Source organism: Microbacterium sp. USHLN186, from assembly GCF_037145155.1.
Classification (GTDB): Bacteria; Actinomycetota; Actinomycetes; order Actinomycetales; family Microbacteriaceae; genus Microbacterium.
On sequence record NZ_JBBCYA010000002.1, the window covers coordinates 700,756 to 721,111 of the forward strand.

Here is a 20,356-nt window from a genome sequence, read left to right on the forward strand (position 1 = left end):
GGTGGGTGAGCGGCCGAATGGCCAGCCTCCCAGTATAGGACGTGCCCCTGAGCGCTCCCCGGGCGCCGCACGCGGTCGGCGTCGGGTCAGCGCGCGAGACCGCGCGCGGCGAGGGCATCGCCGACATCGTCGGCGTGCTTCATGGTGAGCACCAGCAGCGGCAGGGCCGCGCGCGGTCCGAGGCGCACCCCCCGCGCACGCTGCGCATCGCGCACCTGGTCGAGAAAGCCGGCCAGCACGGGGATCATCGCGATGGTGAGCGAGATGGTCAGCGCGACGGCATCCGGGTCGACTCCGACGCGCCGCAGCGGTCGCAGTGCCCCGCGCAGCGCGTCGAGCAGGTCGCCGGTGCGCGTGGTGGCGGTCAGCAGCTCGGCCAGCAGAAGCAGCGTGACCACCCGGCCGGTGCTCTGCACGGCGGTCTGCGCGTCGACGAAGAGCCACAGCGCGCCGCCCAGCACGAGGATCAGCCACCGCAGCGCCCACCAGGCGCGCAGCAGGCCGCGCACCCCGAACCCGGCGATCAGCAGCAGCGCCGATGCCGCCGCCAGAAGCACCGCGGTCGCGGTCGCACCGGGCCGTGCCAGCGAGATCACGAGCGCCACGACGATCAGCGCCGCCAGCTTCCCGCCCGCGGACCATCGATGCAGGATGCTGCTGCCCGGTCGATACAGGGAGATCACGCACGCACCGACTCCCGGTAGCACGCGATGACGTCATCCGGCACGCCCGCCGCCCTGACCGCGCCGTCGGCGAACAGCACCGCCTCGTCGCACCGTGCCGCGAGCTCGAGGTCATGCGTGACGATCACCACCGGCACGTCGAGACCGAGCAGCAGATCGCCGATCCGCCGGGCGTTGCGCAGATCCAGAAGGGTGGTCGGCTCGTCGGCGACGACGAGGTCGGGCTCGGTGGCGAGCACGGCGGCCACGGCGAGCAGCTGACGCTGCCCGCCGGAGAGGGTGGATGCCGGCTGCTCTCCGCGCCCGTCGAGCCCGAAGCGCTGCAGCAGGGCGGCGACCCGCTCTGCCCGCTCCGCCCGAGGCACCCCAGACAGGGACAGGGCCAGGTCCTCCGCGGGAGTGGGCATGAGGATCTGTGCTTCGGGATTGGTGAACACGAACCCCACCCGGCGCCGGAGCTGCGGCCCGTCCCGCGACGGATCCAGCCCGAGCACGCGTGCCGTTCCGCTGGTCGGGGTGCGCAGCCCGTTCAGCATCCGCGCGAAGGTGGACTTGCCCGAGCCGTTGCCGCCGATCACCGCGGTGCGACGTGCGCGCAGCTCGAGGGTCACATCGTGCAGGATGACCGTGTCGTCCACACGGCAGCCGACGCCGTCGAAGACGACCTCGGCGCCGGTCACGATGCGGGGACGGCCGTGCGGGTGTCGCGGGCGTGCCGGGCGTCAGAAGCCGGGAGTGCGCGGGCGGGGAAGGCGCGCGGGTAGGCCCGGCGCAGTGCGAGCGCGAGGGCCGTCGCGAGAGCGGCCTTGAGCAGGTCGCCGGGCAGGAAGGCGAGGCTGGAGAGCGCGGTGAGATCCAGTGGGACGCCGGTGACCCACGCCTGCACGGGGATGCCGAAGAGGTACACGACGCCGATGCCGCCGATCAGTGCGGCGAGGCCGGCCCGCCACCAGCTCAGACGCCCGGAGTGCGCGATCAGACCGATCACGGCGGCGGCGGCCACCCAGCCGATCAGGTAGCCCGCCGTGGGGCCGACGAAGGCGCCCAGTCCGCCGCGTCCGCCGGCCAGCACCGGCAGCCCGATCGCCGCCAGAGCCAGCACTGTGAGGATGGCCAGGGGCCCGCGGCGCGCACCGAGCACGAGACCGGCGAGCATCACGCCCAGCGTCTGGCCGGTGATGGGCACGCCGCCGGGAAGGGGCACCATCACCGTGCCCAGCACGATCACGAGCGCCGCGAACACGGCGATGCGGGCGAGGTCCGCGCTGAGCGGACGGCGGTCATCGGTCATGGGTCCTCCGAGGATGGAGCGAAGCGGACGGCGTTCTCCTGAACACCGTTCACCTGAACAGCGTTCACTATACTCGGGCCATGTCCCCTCCGCGCCACGATCGCTCCGGCATCGTCGAGTCCACGCTGCGGCTGCTCGACGAGGTGGGCCTGCCCGACCTGTCGATGCGGCGTCTGGCGACGGCGCTGGAAGTGCAGCCCAGTGCGCTGTACTGGCACTTCCCGAGCAAGCAGGCCCTGCTCGCGGCGGTCGCCGAGCGCATCCTCGTCGCGGTGCCCGACGCGGACGACGGTCGTGAGCTGATGGACGTCGCGCTCGCCATCCACGACGCGCTGCTCGCCTTCCGCGACGGAGCGGAAGTGGTCATGAGCACCTACGCGCTGCGGCTGGGCGCCGATCGCGCGCAGCGCGCGCTGGCCGCGTCCCTGCCCCCGAGCGGCACCAGGGACGCCCTCGCCGATGCCGTCTTCGAGTTCATCCTCGGCCACGTGACCCTGCTGCAGCAGCGGATGCACGCGCAGAGTGTCGGCGCCGTCACTGCGGATGCCGCAGACCCTGCCGCACGCGCGATGGACGTCTTCCGCGCCGGCATCCACGCGCTGTCCGGCATCAACGCGGCCCGTCGCCCATCCTGAGTCCCGGCACCAGCGTCAGCAGCGCGAGCAGCACGGCGAGGAGATAGACCGTCGTGTAGCCGCTGCCCAGCAGCGGCAGCGCGATGAACCCCAGACCCGCGACAGCCACGGCCAGTGCCGAGCCGGTGGCGTCGGAGATCGACAGCGCCGCCGAGTTGAAGCCCTCGTCCCGCTCGGACGAGTAGGCGAGGGTGAGCACGGTCAGTCGCGGATAGAGCAGGCCGATGCCCGCCCCGGCGAGGCCCCAGCCGAGCACGACCATCCACGCCCCGGGTCGCAGCAGCACCACGGCGAGCACCATGAGCAGGGCGGTCATCATGAGGGTCACGGTGATCGCGACGATGCGCGTGCTGCCGAGCCGATCGCCGTAGCGTCCCTGCACGGCGGACGCGCTCGACCATCCCAGTGCGGCGAGCGTCAGCGCGAGGCCAGCGGTGGAGGGAGAGAAGCCGTGCTCCTGCATGAGCAGCTTCGGGATGAACGCCTCGGCGGCGAAGAAGGCCCCGGCGACCAGCCCGCGGGTGAGCACCACGCTGGGCAGACCGGGAGCGGCGCGCAGCGACCGCGGCGGCAGCAGCGGCAGGATCGCCACGCCGGTGACGGCGATGCCGACCGCTGCGAGCGGAACGCCCAGGTTCGGGTCGAGGTCGGCGGTGAAGCCGACCAGCACCGCACACGCGGCGACGACGCACGCGAGCAGCAGCCGGGCCGCGACCTGCGATGTCGCGCCGTTCGGCTCGCCACCGCTCGACGGCGGGCCTTCCGCAGCCGGGTCGCGGGAGGCGGCATGCCGGTCGAGCGGCACGGCGCGCAGTCGCTGCGCCACGAGCGCGAAGGCCCCGGCGGTCAGCACCGCGACGCCCAGGAACGTCCACCGCCAGTGCAGCAGCTCGGTCACCACGCCGGCGAGGAAGGGCCCGACGATCGAGGGCACCACCCAGGCCGCAGCGTAGGCCGCGAAGATGCGCCCGTGCAGCTGCGCGGGGTACACGCGCGCGACGACCACGTACAGCGCCACCGTCTGCCCGCCCGCTCCGAGCCCCTGCACCAGCCGGCCGAACAGGAACACTCGCATGTCCGGCGCGAGGCCGGACACGAGCAGCCCCGCCGCGAACAGCAGGACCGCCGTGTACAGCGGTGCGCGCGGGCCCGCGCGGTCGCTCCAGGTGCCGGCGGCGACCATGCCGACCACGCTGGTGGCCAGCGTGCCCGAGAAGGCCGCCGCGTACAGCGCCTCGCCGTTCAGGTCGGCGCTGACGACCGGCATGACGGTCGTGACCGCGAGGGCCTCGATCGCGGCGAGGAAGATCAGCACCACCGATCCGACGGTGATCCCCAGCCGCGGCCGATCCCAGATCGTCGCGACCGCTGCACGCGCGCTCACACGCGACGCGCGGTCATCTCAGATCGCGAATCCGAGGGCGCGCATCATGTCGCGCCCGTCGTCCGTGATCCGCTCGGGGCCCCACGGCGGCATCCACACCCAGTTGATGCGGAACTGATCCACCACCGAGTCCAGAGCCTGCGCGGTCTGCTCCTCGAGCACGTCGGTGAGCGGGCAGCCGGCGCTGGTGAGCGTCATGTGGATCACCAGCGCGTCGTTCTCGTCATCCCAGGACAGGTCGTAGATCAGCCCGAGGTCGACGACGTTGATCCCCAGCTCGGGGTCCATGACGTCCTTGAGCGCCTCGGTGACCTCGTCGTACTTCTCCGGGGTGAGCGTCGCGGTCATGCTCCCAGCCTACGCTTCGATGGGCTCGGCGGGGTCGAGGAAGCGGTCGTAGCCCTCTTCCTCGAGACGGTCCGCGAGCTCGGAGCCGCCCTCCTCGACGATCCGGCCCTTGACGATGACGTGCACGAAGTCCGGGCGGATGTAGCGCAGGATGCGCGTGTAGTGCGTGATCAGCAGCACGCCGAGGTTGGTCGCCTCCTTGGCGCGGTTGACGCCCTCCGACACGATCTTCAGCGCGTCGACGTCCAGACCGGAGTCGGTCTCGTCGAGCACGGCGAACTTGGGCTTGAGCACCTCGAGCTGCATGATCTCGTGGCGCTTCTTCTCGCCGCCCGAGAAGCCCTCGTTGACGTTGCGCTGCGCGAACTTCGGGTCCATGCGCAGGTTGCCCATGGCCTGCTTGACGTCCTTGGTCCACTGACGGATCGAGGGCGCCTCGCCGTCGATCGCGGTCTTCGCGGTGCGCAGGAAGTTGGTCACGGTGACACCGGGGATCTCGACCGGGTACTGCATCGCGAGGAACAGGCCCGCGCGGGCGCGCTCGTCCACGCTCATCTCCAGCACGTCCTCACCGTCGAAGGTGATGGTGCCCTGCGTGACGGTGTACTTGGGGTGACCGGCGATCGTGTAGGCCAGGGTGGACTTGCCGGAGCCGTTCGGGCCCATGATGGCGTGCGTCTCACCCGTGTTGATGGTCAGGTCGATCCCGTTGAGGATGGGGGTCTCGCCCTGGTCGGTCTCGACCGTTACGTGCAGGTCGCGGATCTCGAGAACAGACATTCAGACTTCCTTTGTGACAGTGGGGTCGATGAGCACGTCGTCGCCGTCGATCTGCACGACGAAGACCGGGACGGGCTCGTAAGCGGGGAGGTTGAGGGGGCGGCCGGTCTCGAGCGAGAACGCCGAGCCGTGGGCCCAGCATTCCAGCGTCTTGCCTTCCACGAAGCCCTCCGAGAGGGAGATGTCGCCGTGGGTGCAGCGGTCGCCGATCGCGTGGATGATGTCATCCGAGTCCTTCACGATCGAGATCGCGACACCGTCGAGCTCGACGCGCAGCGGAGTGTCCTGCTCGAGCTCGCTGACGCCGCATGCGCGCTGCGCGCTCACTTCGCCTCTCCCGGGCTGCTCAGTGCGACGTCGGCGGTCACGGCGGCCAGCTCGCCCTCGAGAGCGTCCACGAGTTCGTCCTGCAGCGACGGGATGCCGATGCGCTGGACGATCTCGGTGAGGAAGCCGAAGACCACCAGGCGGCGTGCCTCCTCCTCGGAGATGCCGCGCGCCTGCAGGTAGAACAGCTGCTCGTCGTCGAACCGACCGGTCGCGCTCGCGTGACCTGCACCGGCGATGTCGCCGGTCTCGATCTCGAGGTTGGGGATCGAGTCCGCGCGAGCGCCCTCGGTGAGCACCAGGTTGCGGTTCGCCTCGTAGGAGTCGGTGCCGGTGGCATCCGGTCCGATCAGCACGTCGCCGATCCACACGCTGCGCGCGCTCGCACCGTGCAGAGCGCCCTTGTAGAGCACGTCACCCGTGGTGTGCGCGCCCTTGTGGTGCAAATAGACCTGGCTCTCGAGGTGCTGTCCGGAGTCGGCGAACGACAGCCCGTACAGGTAGCCGTGCGATCCGGTGCCGGCGAGCTCGACGCTCGGGTTGACGCGCACGATGCCGCCGCCGAGGCTGACCACGATGTGGGTCAGCTCCGCATCGCGGTCGACGCGGGCCTGGTGCGCAGAGGCGTGGATGGCCTCGTCGTCCCAGCGCTGCACCGAGATGACCTTGAGCTTCGCACCGTCGCGGACGATGATCTCCACGTTCTGGGCGTACTGTGCGATGCCGGTGTGCTGCAGCACGACCGTCGCCACGCTGTGCCGCCCGGCCTCGATGACGAGGTGGTCGTCGGCGCGGCCGCCGGTTCCGTGCAGTGTCACGACGATCGGCTCGGCGACCTCCTCGTCGTTCGGGATGCGCACGTGCACGGCGTCAGCGGCACCCTGCCAGGCCACTGCCGAGACGACGTCCTCCGGGACGAAGAACTGCCCGCGCGGCGCGGTGCCGTGCGCGAGCGGTGCGCCGAGGTACTGCTCGTGGCTCACGCTGCGCGTGATGCCCGCGGCGCCGTCGACGGGGGTGAACAGCGGCTTCAGCTGAGCGACGGGCGTGTGCTTCCAGTTCACCTCGCGTCCGGTGGGGGCGCCGAAGTCATCCGGGTCGAACGACCGCGGGCGCTCCGAGCGGGTCTGCACCGGGACGAAGCCGGCGTCGGCGACCTGTGCGGCCGGGTCGATGTGCGCGTTCGTCTGCGGCGCCAGCTCGGGCGCCTGAGTGGGGGCGGTCATCAGCCGACACTGCCTTCCATGCCCATCTCGATGAGCTTGTTCAGTTCCATCGCGTACTCCATCGGCAGCTCCCGTGCGATGGGCTCGATGAAGCCGCGCACGATCATCGCCATGGCCTCGGTCTCCTCGATGCCGCGCGACTGCAGGTAGAACAGCTGCTCCGCGCTGACCTTCGACACCGTCGCCTCGTGGCCGAGCTGCACGTCGTCGACGCGGATGTCGATCGACGGGTAGGTGTCGGAGCGCGACTGGGTGTCGACCAGCAGGGCGTCGCACACGACGGAGTTCGCCGAGTGGTGTGCGGCCGGATCCACGCGCACCTCGCCGCGGTAGCCGGAGCGTCCGCCGCCGCGCGCGATCGACTTCGAGACGATCGACGACTGCGTGTAGGGGGCCATGTGCACCATCTTCGCGCCGGCGTCCTGGTGCTGACCGGGACCGGCGAAGGCGACCGACAGGGTCTCGCCCTTGGCGCGCTCGCCCATCAGGTAGATCGACGGGTACTTCATGGTCACCTTGGAGCCGATGTTCCCGTCCACCCATTCCATCGTCGCGCCCTCGTGGGCGACGGCGCGCTTGGTGACGAGGTTGTAGACGTTGTTCGACCAGTTCTGGATCGTCGTGTAGCGCACGCGGGCGTTCTTCTTCACGATGATCTCGACCACCGCGGAGTGCAGCGAATCCGACTTGTAGATCGGCGCCGTGCAGCCCTCGATGTAGTGCACGTAGCTGTCTTCGTCGGCGATGATGAGCGTCCGCTCGAACTGGCCCATGTTCTCGGTGTTGATGCGGAAGTAGGCCTGCAGCGGGATCTCCACGTGCACGCCCTTGGGCACGTACACGAACGATCCACCCGACCAGACGGCGGTGTTCAGCGCGGCGAACTTGTTGTCGCCGACGGGGATCACGGTGCCGAAGTACTCCTCGAAGAACTCGGGGTGCTCGCGCAGCGCCGTGTCGGTGTCCATGAAGATGACGCCCTGCGCCTCCAGGTCCTCGCGGATCTGGTGGTAGACGACCTCGGACTCGTACTGCGCGGCCACGCCGGCGACGAGACGCTGACGCTCGGCCTCGGGGATGCCCAGCCGCTCGTAGGTGTTCTTGATGTCGTCGGGGAGGTCTTCCCAGCTCTGCGCCTGCTTCTCGGTGGAGCGCACGAAGTACTTGATGTTCTCGAAGTCGATCTCGCTGAGGTCGGCGCCCCAGGTCGGCATCGGCTTGCGGTCGAAGAGGGAGAGACCCTTGAGACGGGTCTTCAGCATCCACTCCGGCTCGCTCTTGAGGGCGGAGATGTCACGCACCACGTCCTCGGAGATTCCGCGCTTGGCGCTGGCCCCGGCGGCATCGGGGTCGTGCCAGCCGAACTCGTACACCCCCAGACTCTCGAGCTCCGGGCGGTCGATCAGCACATCCGACATGACACACTCTCCTCACATGGCCCAGACGGTGTCATCCGCCCCGGCATACCGGATCCCCATCGAGTCTGCAGGGGAAGGGATGCCGATCATGGGCCCTCATCTTCGGCACGCGACACGCGCCTAAACTGTCAGTGACGGACGACGCGACGTGCGCGTCTTTCACCACCACCCGATTCTACAGGTTCCGCCTGACGGGCGGGCCGCGCCCACCCGTCGACTCCACGGACCGGAGGCACCATGACCGACACCGCCGCACCGGATATGATCGCGCGCAGGCAGACGCCCGAGCGGCTGCGCTGGCTGCCCGCCTCGATCGATCGCCGCGTGCGCGTGTTCGCCTGGCTCTCGTTCATCTTCGAGGTCGTCATCATCGGCACCGGCGGCGCGGTGCGCTTGACCGGGTCGGGCCTGGGCTGCTCGGAGTGGCCGCTGTGCACCCCGGAGTCGCTCGTGCCCACGCCCGAGCAGGGCCTCCACGGCGTGATCGAGTTCGGCAACCGCACCATCACCGGCATCGTCGGTCTGCTGGCGATCGTGGTGCTGCTGAGCACCCTGCACGCGGTGGGCGGGCGCCGGCCGTTCACGACCGCGCTGAAGTTCGCGCTGGCCGGACTGGGTGCGGGCGCCGTCGCCTACGCCGTGGCCGCCGTCTCCGGGCTGCCCGGCTTCCCGTTCTTCTCCGCCGCGCTGCTGGCCGTCGTCATCGTCGCCGCGGTGCAGTCGGCGCGGACGATCCCCACGCGGCGCGATCTGGTCGTGCTCGCCTGGATCGTGCTGATCGGCGTGATCGCTCAGGCCTTCGTCGGCGGCATCACCGTGCTCACCGGTCTGAACCCCTTCATCGTCGGCTTCCACTACGTGGCCTCGCTCACGCTCGTCTGCGTGACCGCGGCGTACCTCGTGCGCTCGCGTGAGCCCGCGGGTGCGCGCGAGCGCGTCGCCCCGCGGTGGTTCACCGTGCTGGCGCATGTCAGCGGCCTCGCGGTCGCGGTCACCATCCTGTTCGGCGTGCTGACCACGGCCTCCGGCCCGCACTCCGGCGATGCCGATGTCGTCCGCAACGGCTTCGACGCGACCGTGCTGGCCCACGTGCACTCCTGGCCGGGCTACACGCTGACGGCCCTGGTGATCGCCCTGACGATCGGCGCCGTGATCCTGCGCCTGCCGATCCGCGGATGGCTGTTCGCGCTCATCGCCGTGATCGGCGTGCAGGTCGTCATCGGCGTCTGGCAGGCGCGCGAGGGGCTGCCCCCGGTGCTGGTCGGCGCGCACATGGTGATCGCGGCGCTGGCCGGCGCCACCTACACGGTGATCGTGCTGAAGCTGCGCCGACCGATCCCCGCGCGCGCCGACTGAGCCGCGCGCCGCGCGCGGATCAGAAGGGCAGCAGCGGGTCGACCGCGACGGCCAGGAAGATCAGCGTCAGGTAGGTGATCGAGGCGTGGAAGACCCGCATCGGACGCGCCTCGCTGCCGTGCACGGCGCGGTTGTAGAGCCGGTGCGACTCGTAGATGAACCATCCGCCGAACACGATCGCGGAGACGGTGTACACCAGGCCCATGTGCGCGACGGGCACCAGCAGCAGCGAGCAGACCACCGTCGCCCACGCGTAGAGGATGACCTGCAGTCCGACCTGCGATGCCGAGCGCGTGACGCCGAGCATGGGCACGTCGACGTCGTCGTAGTCGTCCTTGTACTTCATCGACAGGGGCCAGTAGTGCGGCGGCGTCCACAGGAACACGAGCACGAACAGCACCAGCGGCGGCCAGTCCAGCGACTCGGTGACGGCCGTCCAGCCGATCAGCACCGGGAAGCATCCGGCGATCCCGCCCCACACGATGTTCTGCTCGGTGCGGCGCTTGAGGATCATCGTGTAGATCACGACGTAGAAGAAGATCGCGCTGACCGAGAGCCCGGCGGTGAGCCAGTTCGTGGTGAGCGCCAGCCAGACGGTGGACGCCACCGCCAGCGCCCATGAGAAGACCAGCGCACCGCGCGGCGAGACCTCGCCCGTCACGAGCGGCCGGTTCTCGGTGCGCTTCATGTGCACGTCGATGTCGCGATCGAGGTACATGTTGAACGATGCCGCCGACGACGCGCTCATCGCGCCGCCGATGACCGTTGCGAGCACGAGCCACAGATCGGGCATGCCGTCTGCCGCGAGGAACATCACCGGCACGGTCGACACGAGCAGCAGCTCCAGCACACGGGGCTTCGTGAGGGCGATGTAGCCGCGGATCTTCTGACCGGTCGAGTGGTGAGTCCCGGCGGTCGGCGATGTCGTCGTGATCGCGATCCCCTCCTTGTGCTGGCATGACGGACGTCCCTCCAGTCTAGGCCACCGGGCGTGTCGCGACGGCCTCCCGCCAGGCGCGCAACACGCCGATACGGCGACGGGTGCGGTCGGTATGCTGAGACCCACTCACACACCCCGCTTCGAGCGCAATCCCCTTCCCCGCCGAAGTGGCGCGCGCTGGAATACGGGAGCCTCCGCAAGCGTCTGAAGGAGTATGACCGTGGCAGAACTTCACTGGGATGAGATCGATCGACGTGCGGTGGACACCGTGCGGGTGCTGGCGGCCGATGCCGTCGAAAAGGTCGGCAACGGTCACCCCGGCACGGCGATGAGTCTCGCTCCGGCGGCGTACCTGCTCTACCAGCGCGTCATGCGCCACGACCCCGCCGACACCGACTGGCTCGGCCGCGATCGCTTCATCCTCTCGGTGGGGCACTCCTCGCTCACGCAGTACATCCAGCTCTACCTCGGCGGCTTCGGACTCGAGCTCGAGGACCTCGAATCGCTGCGCACGTGGGGCTCGAAGACCCCCGGACACCCCGAGTACGGCCACACCAAGGGTGTGGAGATCACCACCGGTCCGCTCGGTCAGGGTCTGGCCTCGGCGGTGGGCTTCGCCTACGCCGCCCGGTACGAGCGCGGGCTGTTCGATCCGGATGCCGCTGCGGGCACCAGCCCGTTCGATCACTTCGTCTACGTCATCGCGGGCGACGGCGACCTGCAGGAGGGCATCACCAGCGAGGCCTCCTCGCTAGCCGGGCACCAGCAGCTGGGCAACCTCATCGCGATCTACGACTCCAACCAGATCTCCATCGAGGACGACACCGACGTGGCGTTCACCGAGGACGTCGCCGCGCGCTACGAGGCCTACGGCTGGCACGTCCAGACGGTGGACTGGAAGAAGACCGGTCAGTACGTCGAGGACGTCGCCGAGCTCAACGACGCGATCACGGCCGCGCAGGGCGAACAGACCAGGCCCTCGTTGATCATCCTGAAGACCATCATCGGCTGGCCCTCGCCGGGCAAGCAGAACACCGGCAAGGTGCACGGATCCGCGCTGGGTGCCGACGAGCTGGCCGCGACCAAGAAGGTGCTGGGCTTCGACCCCGACAAGCACTTCGTCGTCGACGACGACGTGCTCGCGCACACCCGCGAGCTCGGTCAGCGCGCCGCGGAGACCCGCGCCGCGTGGCAGAAGTCGTTCGACGCCTGGGCCGAGGCGAACCCCGAGCGCAAGGCGCTGCTGGACCGCCTGGAGGCGCACGAGCTGCCCGACGACATCCTCGACGCGCTGCCCGTGTTCGAGGCGGGCAAGGACGTCTCCACCCGCGCCGCATCCGGGCAGGTCATCAACGCACTCGCCGCCCAGCTGCCCGAGCTGTGGGGCGGCTCCGCCGACCTCGCCGAGTCGAACCTCACCACCATCAAGGACGCCGCCTCGTTCATCCCCACCGAGTGGTCGACGCACGAGTGGAAGGGCAACCCCTACGGACGGGTGCTGCACTTCGGCATCCGCGAGCACGCCATGGCGGCGATCATCAACGGCATCGTGCTGCACGGACCCACCCGCGCCTTCGGCGGCACCTTCCTCATCTTCAGCGACTACATGCGTCCCGCCGTGCGTCTCGCGGCGCTGATGAACGTGCCGAGCATCTTCGTCTGGACCCACGACTCCGTCGCGCTGGGCGAGGACGGGCCCACGCACCAGCCCATCGAGCAGCTCGCCTCGCTGCGGCTGATCCCCAACCTCACCGTGGTGCGCCCGGCCGATGCGAACGAGACCGCCGTGGTCTGGCTCGAGCTGCTGCGCCGGCACGCCAGCCCCGCGGGGCTCGCCCTGACGCGTCAGAACGTCCCGGTCTTCGAGCGCGGGGAAGACACGGCATCCGGCGACACCTTCGCCGCCGCGTCGCACGCCGTCAAGGGCGCGTACGTCTTCGCCGAGGCGCCCGACGGCACCCCCGACGTGATCCTCATCGCCACCGGCTCGGAGGTCCAGCTGGCGGTCGCCGCACGCGAGACGCTCGCCGCGGAGGGCGTGAACGCCCGCGTGGTGTCGGCACCCTCGCTGGAGTGGTTCGCCGAGCAGGACGAGGCGTACCGCGAGTCGGTGCTGCCGGCATCGGTCACCGCACGCGTGTCGGTGGAGGCCGGTTCGGTCGCCAGTTGGCGGGGCATCGTCGGCGACCGTGGTCGCTCCATCGGCATCGACCACTTCGGCGCCTCCGCCGACTACAAGACGCTGTTCGAGAAGTTCGGCATCACAGCCGAGGCCGTCGTGCACGCCGCCCGCGAGACCCTCGCCGCGGCCGCACGCTGAGCACTGCAGAAGGAGAGCAAGAGATCATGAGCACCCCCACCAAGAAGCTCGCAGACGCGGGCGTCAGCATCTGGCTCGACGACCTGTCGCGCACCCGCATCGAGTCCGGCAACCTGCAGGAGCTGATCGACACCCGCAACGTCGTCGGCGTGACCACAAATCCGACGATCTTCGCCACCGCGCTGATGGATGAGAACGACACCTCCTACGACGAGCAGACGCACGAGCTCGCCGTCGCGGGTGCCAGCGCGTCCGAGGCGATCTTTGCCGCCACCACCCAGGATGTGCGGGACGCCCTCGACGTCTTCCGCCCGGTATGGGAGGCGACGAACCACGTCGACGGACGCGTCTCGATCGAGGTGTCCCCTGACCTCGCCCACGACACCGAGGGCACGGTCGCGTCGGCCAAGGAGCTGTGGCAGAAGATCGACCGCCCCAATCTGCTGGTGAAGATCCCGGCGACCAAGGCCGGCCTGCCCGCGATCACCGAGGCGATCGCCACCGGCATCAGCGTGAACGTCACTCTGATCTTCAGCCTGGAGCGCTACAACGACGTCATCGACGCCTACCTCACGGGCCTCGAGCGCGCGCACTCCGCCGACTTCGATCTGTCGAGCATCCACTCGGTCGCCTCGTTCTTCGTGTCGCGCGTCGACACCGAGACCGACCGGCGTCTGGAGGAGATCGGTACGGAGGAGGCGCTGGCGCTGAAGAGCAAGGCGGGGCTCGCCAACGCCCGCCTCGCCTACGAACTCTTCGAGAAGAAGTTCGCCGAGAAGCGGGCGCAGGACCTCATCGCCCTGGGTGCCAACCTGCAGCGTCCGCTGTGGGCGTCCACCGGCACCAAAGACCCCTCCCTGCCGGACACCCTCTACGTGACGGAGCTCGTGGCCCCTGGCGTCGTCAACACGATGCCCGAGAAGACCCTGGAGGCGACCTTCGACCACGGCGAGGTCACCGGCGACACCATCACCTCTACCTACGCGCAGTCGCATGAGGTCATGGCCGGTCTCAAGTCCGTCGGTGTCGACTTCGACGACGTCACCCGAGTGCTCGAAGAGGAGGGCGTGGCCAAGTTCATCGACTCGTGGCACGGGCTGCTCGACAGTGTCACAGAGGTCCTGGAAGCCGCACGATGACCGTCTCGGTGCACGTGTCGCAGGCGGCGCAGGCTGCGGTCGAGCGGCTCGTGCCCGGGCTGGTCGACGACCTCGTCGCATCACGTGTCACCGCGTCCGACAGCGACCTGTGGGGTGCGGATGCCTCGGCTGACGCATCCGTGCGCGTCGGCTGGGTGGACGCCGTCTCGAACTCGCGCCCGCTCGTCGCTGAGGTCGTCGCTCTGCGCGACGACCTTAGGGCGCGCGGCATCGATCGCGTCGTGCTCTCGGGGATGGGCGGCTCGTCGCTCGCTCCCGAGGTCATCGCGAACACGGCCGGCGTCCCGCTGACGATCCTCGACAGCACCGCGCCCGCGCAGGTGCTGCGCGCCCTCGACGACGACCTCGCCCGTACCGTGCTGGTGGTGTCGTCGAAGTCGGGCACGACGATCGAGACCGACAGTCACCGACGCGCCTTCGAGGCCGCCTTCAGCGATCTCGGCATCGACCCTGCCGAGCGGATCGTGGTGGTCACCGACCCGGGCTCGCCGCTGGAGGCATCGGCTCGGGATGCCGGATACCGCATCTTCAGTGCCGATCCGAACGTCGGCGGACGCTACTCGGCGCTCACGGCGTTCGGGCTGGTGCCCGCCGGCCTCGCCGGCGCGGACATCGCCGAGCTGCTCGACGAGGCCGAGGCGTCGCTGCTGCAGTTCGCCGTGGATGCCGCGGAGAACCCCGCGCTGCGGCTGGCCGCCGCGATCACCGGGGTCGAGCCTCGCCGCGACAAGCTCGGTCTGGTCAGCGACGGCACGCACATCGACGGGCTTCCCGACTGGATCGAGCAGCTGATCGCCGAATCCACCGGCAAGGCCGGCGCCGGCATCCTGCCCGTCGTCCTGCTGCCCGTCTCCCCCGAGCTGGAGTCGCGCCCGGCGGACCTGCAGATCGTGCGTCTGGTCGACGACGCGGACGAGTTCCACCTCACCGAGCGCCACCCCGGTGAGATCCTCGTGAGCGGCACCCTGGGCGCGCAGTTCCTGCTGTGGGAGTACGCCACCGCGATCGCCGGACGGCTGCTGGGGATCAACCCCTTCGATCAGCCCGACGTCGAGAACGCGAAGTCCGCTGCGCGCGGCCTGCTCGATGCCCGACCGGCGCCATCCGCGCCGGCGTTCGTGCAGAGCGGCATCGAGGTTCGCGCCTCCGACCCCGCGCTCGCGGCATCCGGCTCGCTGGCAGGCGTTCTGGACGCCCTGTGGGAGCGGCTGGGCGAGCACGGCTACGTCGCGATCCAGGCGTACGTCGATCGCACCGACATGACCCAGCTGCAGGGCCTGCGCGAGATGGTCGCCGCCGACTGCGGACGGCCGACCACCTTCGGGTGGGGGCCGCGGTTCCTGCACTCGACCGGTCAGTACCACAAGGGCGGTCCGGCGCAGGGTGTGTTCCTGCAGATCGTCCAGCGCACCGACGTCGACCTCGAGATCCCCGGTCGGCCGTTCACCTTCGGTCAGCTGATCGAGGCGCAGGCGGCCGGCGATGCGGCCGTGCTCTCGGGCCTCGGGCGCCCCGTCGTGACCCTCACCATCACAGACGCCGTGGACGATGTACTGGCCCTCTTCGAGGCCGCCCAGTGACTTCGTCCCCACGATTTGGAGATATCCCCCGCCGATGACTGTCCCCATCTCCCGCGGACGCAATCCGCTGCGCGATCCCGACGATCGCCGCCTGAACCGCATCGCCGGGCCCAGCGCCCTGGTGATCTTCGGCGTGACCGGCGACCTCTCGCGCAAGAAGCTCATGCCGGCCGTCTACGACCTGGCCAACCGCGGCCTGTTGCCGCCGGGATTCGCGCTGGTCGGCTTCGCGCGACGCGACTGGGAGGACCAGGACTTCGCGCAGGTCGTCTACGACGCCGTCAAGGAGCATTCGCGCACGGAGTTCCGCGAGGAGACCTGGCAGCAGCTGCTGCAGGGCATCCGCTTCGTGCAGGGCACGTTCGACGACCCCGACTCCTTCACACGTCTGCGCGAGACGGTCGAGACGCTGGATGTCGAGCGCGGCACCATGGGCAATCACGCCTTCTACCTCTCGATCCCGCCGAAGGACTTCCCGACCGTCGCCCGCCAGCTCAAGGAGTCGGGCCTGGTCGGTGAGCACAGCGACGACGACAGCTGCTGGCGCCGCGTGGTGATCGAGAAGCCGTTCGGCGACGACCTGGAGTCGGCCCGCGCGCTCAACAGCGCACTCGAGGTGGCGTTCCCGGCCGACTCGATCTTCCGCATCGACCACTACCTCGGCAAGGAGACGGTGCAGAACATCCTCGCGCTGCGCTTCGCGAACGAGCTGTACGAGCCGATCTGGAACCGCAACCACATCGACCACGTGCAGATCACCATGGCCGAGGACATCGGCGTAGGCGGCCGCGCGGGCTACTACGACGGCATCGGCGCAGCGCGCGACGTGATCCAGAACCACCTGCTGCAGCTGCTCGCGCTCACCGCCATGGAGGAGCCCAACAGCCTCTCAGCCGAGCACCTGCGCGCCGAGAAGGAGAAGGTGCTCGAAGCCGTGCGCCTGCCGGAGGACCTCTCGCACGCCGCTGCACGCGGGCAGTACGCCGGCGGATGGCAGGGCGGCGAGAAGGTCAACGGCTTCCTGCAGGAGGAGGGCATGGACCCGCAGTCCACCACCGAGACCTATGCCGCCCTCAAGCTCGAGATCGCCAACCGGCGCTGGGCGGGGGTGCCGTTCTACCTCCGCACCGGCAAGCGCCTGGGTCGCCGCGTGACCGAGATCGCCGTGGTGTTCAACCGGGCACCGCAGCACCTGCTCAGCGGGCACACCTCCGAGCTCGGGCAGAACGCCCTGGTGATCCGCGTGCAGCCGAATGAGGGCGTCACGATCCGCTTCGGCTCGAAGGTCCCCGGCGCCGGCACCCAGGTGCGCGACGTGACGATGGACTTCGGCTACGGGCACGCCTTCACCGAGGCGAGCCCCGAGGCCTACGAGCGGCTCATCCTCGACGTGCTGCTGGGTGATCCGCCGCTGTTCCCGCGCCATGAGGAGGTCGAGCTCTCCTGGAAGATCCTCGACCCCGTGGAGCGCTACTGGGCCTCGCTGAACACCCGCCCGGAGCAGTACGCCCCCGGTTCCTGGGGCCCTTCGTCGGCAGACGACCTGCTGGCACGCGACGGACGAGTCTGGAGGCGCCCGTGATCATCGACATCCCCGACACCACCGTCAGCCAGGTGGGCAAGCAGCTGGTCAAGGTGCGCGAGGAGGGCGGCGCCGTCGCCCTCGGCCGCGTGCTCACCCTGATCATCGCCGCCCGCAAGGGCGTCGCCGAGGCGGCGATCGAAGCCGCCAACGACGCCTCGCGCGAGCATCCCATGCGGGTCATCGTGCTCACCGCCGGCGAGGGCGAGTCGCGCCTGGACGCGCAGATCCGCGTCGGCGGCGACGCGGGCGCCAGCGAGGTGGTCGTGCTGCGCGCGTACGGCGATGCGGCCAGCAATGCCGAGAGCCTGGTCACCGGACTGCTGCTGCCCGACGCGCCGGTCGTCGTCTGGTGGCCCGACGAGGCGCCCACGGATGCCGCGGAGTCCCCCCTCGGGCGGATCGCGCAGCGGCGGATCACCGACGCCGCCACGACCCCGGACGTGCGCGACCGGCTGTCGCTGCTGGGCAAGACGCACGCCCCCGGCGACACCGACCTCGCCTGGACGCGGCTGACCCACTGGCGCGAGCAGCTCGCGGCGGTGCTCGACCAGCCGCCGTTCGAGGAGGTCACCTCCGCTGAGGTGCGCGGCGCGGCGGCATCGCCGTCCACTGCGCTTCTCGCCGCCTGGCTGCAGATGGCGCTGCAGGTGCGCGTCACCTGGTCGTACGAGGACCCTTCGGAGTGGCAGGAGGGCATCAAGTCCGTCCGGCTCAGCCGCGCCAGCGGCGACATCCTCCTCGAGCGGCCCTCGCCGACCGTCGCGGTGCTCACTCAGCCCGGGCAGCCCGACCACGAGCTGCACCTGCCGCGGCGCACGCTGCGCGAGTGCCTCGCCGAGGAGCTGCGCCGCCTCGACGCCGATCTGCTCTATGGTCGAGTCATCACCGACGGCTGGTCGCGCCTCGGTCCGCCCGAGCAGAGAGTGTGAGCCGATGAAGGTCCAGGGATCGACGAAGACCGTCGTCGTCGAGTCGACGCCCGCCGCCCTCGCGCAGCGTGTCGCCGACCGCTTTCTCACCCGCCTGCAGGCCCGCACGCGCAATGGCCGCATCGCGCACGTCTGTCTGACCGGTGGGTCGATGGGCGGTGCAGTGCTCGCCGCGGCCGCCGCCGATCCGCGCGTGGCGGAGCTGGACTGGTCGCTCGTGCACTTCTGGTGGGGCGATGAGCGCTTCGTGGAGCGGGACGACCCGGACCGCAACTCGCTGCAGTCGCGCACCGCGCTGCTGGATCACATCCCGGTGCCGGCCGAGAACATCCACGAAGTCGCCGCGCCCAGCGACGGGGTGAGCCTCGACGAGGCGGCGCAGGCGTACGCCGCGGAGTTGGCGCGCTTCGCGAGCGTGCACGGCGAGTGGCCCACGTTCGCAGTCTGCTTCCTCGGTGTCGGACCCGACGGGCACATCGCATCGCTCTTCCCCGATCGCCCCGAGGTGACGGTGACGGATGCCGCGGCGCTGCCGGTGCGCAACTCCCCGAAGCCGCCGCCGGAGCGGGTCACCGTGACCCGCCCGGTGCTGAACTCGTCCAAGCGGGTCTGGCTGGTGCTGACCGGCGCCGACAAGGCCTCCGCGCTGGGGCTGGCGCTGGCGGGTGCCAGCTACGCGAGCGTGCCCGCCGCGGGTGCGAAAGGCCGCCGTCGCACGGTGTTCTTCGTGGATGAGGCGGCAGCCGCAGAGGTCTCGCCCGACCTCATCGATCGCGACTACTGAGCAGCCTGGCTGCCGCTCAGCACCTGCGGGTGGTAGCGCGCCAGGCTGAACACGCCCCAGATGGCGATGATGCCGGCGATGACGAAGAAGATCACCACGGGCAGGGGCGCCGCGGCTGCCTCGCCGAGCACCAGCGCGCCGATGAGCACGGCGACGATGGGATCGACGACGGTGAGACCGGCGATGACCAGATCCGGCGGGCCGGAGCTGTACGCGGTCTGCACGAAGTACGCGCCCACCGCCGCAGCGGCGATGAGGGCGATCACGCACACCACGGTGAGCCACTCGAAGTTCGCCGCCTGGATGCGGCTGATCACCGCCTTGGCGAGGGTGGCCACGAAGCCGTACAGGATGCCGGCGCCGGTGACGTAGAACAGCGCCCGCATCCGGCGACGCAGGATCAGCCAGCACGCTCCGAGCGCGATGATCACGACCAGCAGGGTGGTCAGGATCGTAAACAGGTCGTCGTTGCTGATGGGGCGCTCGGTCGCGTAGAGCGCGGCGAGGATCACGAACAGGAAGATGCCGCCCAGACACGCGCCGATCGCGACCAGCGACTGCCGGGTGGGGGCGTGACCCGAGATCCGGGCGTTCAGCAGCGTCGTGACGACGAGCGCGATCGCCCCGAGCGGCTGCACGACGATGAGCGGTGCGATGGCGATCGCGCTGAGCTGACAGGCGATCGCGAAGCCGAGCATGATCGTGCCGATGATCCAGGACGGCCGCGTCAGCAGCCCCCGGATCTGCGCGGCACTGAGCCCGGAGGCACCCTGGGTGCCGCTGAGCTTCTCGACCTTCTCCACCCCGCGGTGCTGGTACTGCGCACCCAGCGACATGAACACGGCTCCGGCGAGGGCGAGCGGGATGCCGAGCAGCAGCGCCGGGTTCTGGAACACCCCGACGAGCTGATCGCTCACGTTCCCTGCCAAGTCCACGCCGTGCTGCACCGTTTCACCCTATCGGCAGGACCGCTGCCGTTAGGGTTGTGGCGTGGCTGTTCTTCCGATCCGCATCATGGGCGATCCTGTTCTGCACGCGCCGGCGAGCGAGGTGAGCGAGATCACCGATGAGATCCGCACGCTGGTCGCCGATATGTACGAGACCATGGACATCGCTCCCGGGGTGGGACTGGCCGCACCGCAGGTGGGGGTCGGACTGCGCATCTACGTGTACTCGTACGTGGACGACGACGACAATCCGTGGCGCGGCGAGGTCATCAATCCGGTGCTGTGGATGGCGCCGCTCGAGCCGGGCGCTCCCGATCCGGATGAGGAGTCCGAGGGATGCCTGTCGTTCCCAGGGGAGCGCTTCGCGCTGCGCCGCTCCGACCGCGTGCTCGTGACGGGTATCGACCTCGACGGCCGCGAGGTGCGCATCGAGGTCGGCGGCTGGCGAGCGCGGATCATGCAGCACGAGTTCGATCATCTCGACGGCGTGCTGTACGTCGATCGCCTCGACGAAGGCGACTGGAAGACGGTGCAGAAGATCGCGCGCAAGCGGGGCTGGAATCGCGGCTCGCACAGCTGGATGCCGGGCGTCGACGACCTCGAGGGCTGAACGCGGAACGGATTTGCCGCCGTCCTGAGCGATCACTACGGTGCTGAGAGTCG

Annotated in this window: 20 protein-coding genes; 9 read left to right on the forward strand and 11 right to left on the reverse strand. The window is 69.8% G+C overall.

Annotation, left to right across the window (positions count from 1 at the left end):
* Positions 1–86: 86 nt before the first annotated feature.
* Genes WFG93_RS07400 through WFG93_RS07410 form a run of 3 tightly spaced genes read right to left on the reverse strand, consistent with a single transcriptional unit; the run spans position 87 to position 1,974 of the window.
* Entirely contained in the window at positions 87–683 is a 597-nt protein-coding gene (locus tag WFG93_RS07400) for an energy-coupling factor transporter transmembrane protein EcfT (protein ID WP_336645662.1), read from the reverse strand.
* Positions 680–1,363, reverse strand: a complete 684-nt coding sequence (locus WFG93_RS07405) for an energy-coupling factor ABC transporter ATP-binding protein (RefSeq protein WP_336645663.1) — start codon at positions 1,361–1,363, stop codon at positions 680–682. The genes WFG93_RS07400 and WFG93_RS07405 overlap by 4 nt, the downstream gene beginning before the upstream one ends.
* On the reverse strand, positions 1,360–1,974 hold the full coding sequence (locus tag WFG93_RS07410) for a biotin transporter BioY (protein ID WP_336645664.1): 615 nt from the start codon (positions 1,972–1,974) through the stop codon (positions 1,360–1,362). Before WFG93_RS07410 ends, WFG93_RS07405 begins: the two co-directional genes overlap by 4 nt.
* A gap of 80 nt (positions 1,975–2,054) precedes the next feature.
* Here WFG93_RS07410 and WFG93_RS07415 point away from each other — a divergent pair, with 80 nt between their 5' ends.
* Positions 2,055–2,609, forward strand: coding sequence for a TetR family transcriptional regulator (locus WFG93_RS07415; protein WP_336645665.1), 555 nt, complete (start codon positions 2,055–2,057; stop codon positions 2,607–2,609).
* On the opposite strand, the gene WFG93_RS07420 is transcribed toward WFG93_RS07415, so the two are convergent.
* The 6 genes from WFG93_RS07420 to sufB are packed head-to-tail and all read right to left on the reverse strand — an operon-like array spanning position 2,584 to position 8,092.
* A complete protein-coding gene (locus WFG93_RS07420; protein WP_336645666.1) occupies positions 2,584–3,993 on the reverse strand; it encodes an MFS transporter in 1,410 nt (469 codons plus the stop codon). The two genes, WFG93_RS07415 and WFG93_RS07420, sit on opposite strands and share 26 nt — an antisense overlap.
* An 18-nt stretch (positions 3,994–4,011) precedes the next feature.
* A complete protein-coding gene (locus tag WFG93_RS07425; protein WP_099196638.1) occupies positions 4,012–4,341 on the reverse strand; it encodes a metal-sulfur cluster assembly factor in 330 nt (109 codons plus the stop codon).
* Positions 4,342–4,350: 9 nt separating this feature from the next.
* Positions 4,351–5,121, reverse strand: coding sequence for a Fe-S cluster assembly ATPase SufC (sufC, locus tag WFG93_RS07430; protein ID WP_336645667.1), 771 nt, complete (start codon positions 5,119–5,121; stop codon positions 4,351–4,353).
* Positions 5,122–5,448 (reverse strand): non-heme iron oxygenase ferredoxin subunit, encoded by a 327-nt coding sequence (locus WFG93_RS07435; protein WP_336645668.1) that lies wholly within the window; start codon positions 5,446–5,448, stop codon positions 5,122–5,124. It abuts the gene before it with no gap.
* Positions 5,445–6,674, reverse strand: a complete 1,230-nt coding sequence (gene sufD / locus WFG93_RS07440) for a Fe-S cluster assembly protein SufD (RefSeq protein WP_336645669.1) — start codon at positions 6,672–6,674, stop codon at positions 5,445–5,447. Before sufD ends, WFG93_RS07435 begins: the two co-directional genes overlap by 4 nt.
* The gene (gene sufB / locus WFG93_RS07445) at positions 6,674–8,092 is read right to left on the reverse strand and encodes a Fe-S cluster assembly protein SufB (RefSeq protein ID WP_336645670.1); all 1,419 of its coding nucleotides are present in this window, start codon (positions 8,090–8,092) and stop codon (positions 6,674–6,676) included. Before sufB ends, sufD begins: the two co-directional genes overlap by 1 nt.
* A gap of 237 nt (positions 8,093–8,329) precedes the next feature.
* Here sufB and WFG93_RS07450 point away from each other — a divergent pair, with 237 nt between their 5' ends.
* Positions 8,330–9,448 (forward strand): COX15/CtaA family protein, encoded by a 1,119-nt coding sequence (locus WFG93_RS07450; protein WP_336645671.1) that lies wholly within the window; start codon positions 8,330–8,332, stop codon positions 9,446–9,448.
* Positions 9,449–9,467: 19 nt separating this feature from the next.
* Here the strand turns inward: WFG93_RS07450 and WFG93_RS07455 are convergent, their stop codons facing one another.
* Positions 9,468–10,382: a heme o synthase gene (locus WFG93_RS07455; RefSeq protein ID WP_442928244.1), complete on the reverse strand. Its 915-nt coding sequence runs from the start codon at positions 10,380–10,382 to the stop codon at positions 9,468–9,470.
* Between the two features lie 226 nt (positions 10,383–10,608).
* On the opposite strand from WFG93_RS07455, the gene tkt reads away from it, so the two are divergent.
* From tkt to pgl, 6 genes are read left to right on the forward strand one after another with little or no spacing between them, the layout of a single operon-like run.
* Positions 10,609–12,708 carry a transketolase gene (tkt, locus tag WFG93_RS07460; protein WP_336645672.1) on the forward strand — a complete coding sequence of 700 codons (2,100 nt, stop codon included), beginning with the start codon at positions 10,609–10,611 and terminating at the stop codon, positions 12,706–12,708.
* A gap of 26 nt (positions 12,709–12,734) precedes the next feature.
* Positions 12,735–13,847, forward strand: coding sequence for a transaldolase (gene tal / locus WFG93_RS07465; protein ID WP_336645673.1), 1,113 nt, complete (start codon positions 12,735–12,737; stop codon positions 13,845–13,847).
* Positions 13,844–15,448, forward strand: a complete 1,605-nt coding sequence (locus WFG93_RS07470) for a glucose-6-phosphate isomerase (protein WP_336645674.1) — start codon at positions 13,844–13,846, stop codon at positions 15,446–15,448. The genes tal and WFG93_RS07470 overlap by 4 nt, the downstream gene beginning before the upstream one ends.
* Before the next feature lie 34 nt (positions 15,449–15,482).
* A complete protein-coding gene (gene zwf, locus WFG93_RS07475; RefSeq protein ID WP_336645675.1) occupies positions 15,483–17,030 on the forward strand; it encodes a glucose-6-phosphate dehydrogenase in 1,548 nt (515 codons plus the stop codon).
* Positions 17,027–17,962, forward strand: coding sequence for a glucose-6-phosphate dehydrogenase assembly protein OpcA (locus WFG93_RS07480; RefSeq protein WP_336645676.1), 936 nt, complete (start codon positions 17,027–17,029; stop codon positions 17,960–17,962). Before zwf ends, WFG93_RS07480 begins: the two co-directional genes overlap by 4 nt.
* A gap of 4 nt (positions 17,963–17,966) precedes the next feature.
* Positions 17,967–18,746 (forward strand): 6-phosphogluconolactonase, encoded by a 780-nt coding sequence (pgl, locus tag WFG93_RS07485; RefSeq protein WP_336645677.1) that lies wholly within the window; start codon positions 17,967–17,969, stop codon positions 18,744–18,746.
* Here pgl and WFG93_RS07490 read toward each other — a convergent pair.
* A complete protein-coding gene (locus tag WFG93_RS07490; RefSeq protein ID WP_336645678.1) occupies positions 18,740–19,663 on the reverse strand; it encodes a multidrug DMT transporter permease in 924 nt (307 codons plus the stop codon). The genes pgl and WFG93_RS07490 overlap by 7 nt on opposite strands.
* 73 nt (positions 19,664–19,736) lie before the next feature.
* Here WFG93_RS07490 and def point away from each other — a divergent pair, with 73 nt between their 5' ends.
* Positions 19,737–20,303, forward strand: a complete 567-nt coding sequence (gene def / locus WFG93_RS07495; protein WP_336645679.1) for a peptide deformylase — start codon at positions 19,737–19,739, stop codon at positions 20,301–20,303.
* Positions 20,304–20,356 lie beyond the last annotated feature (53 nt).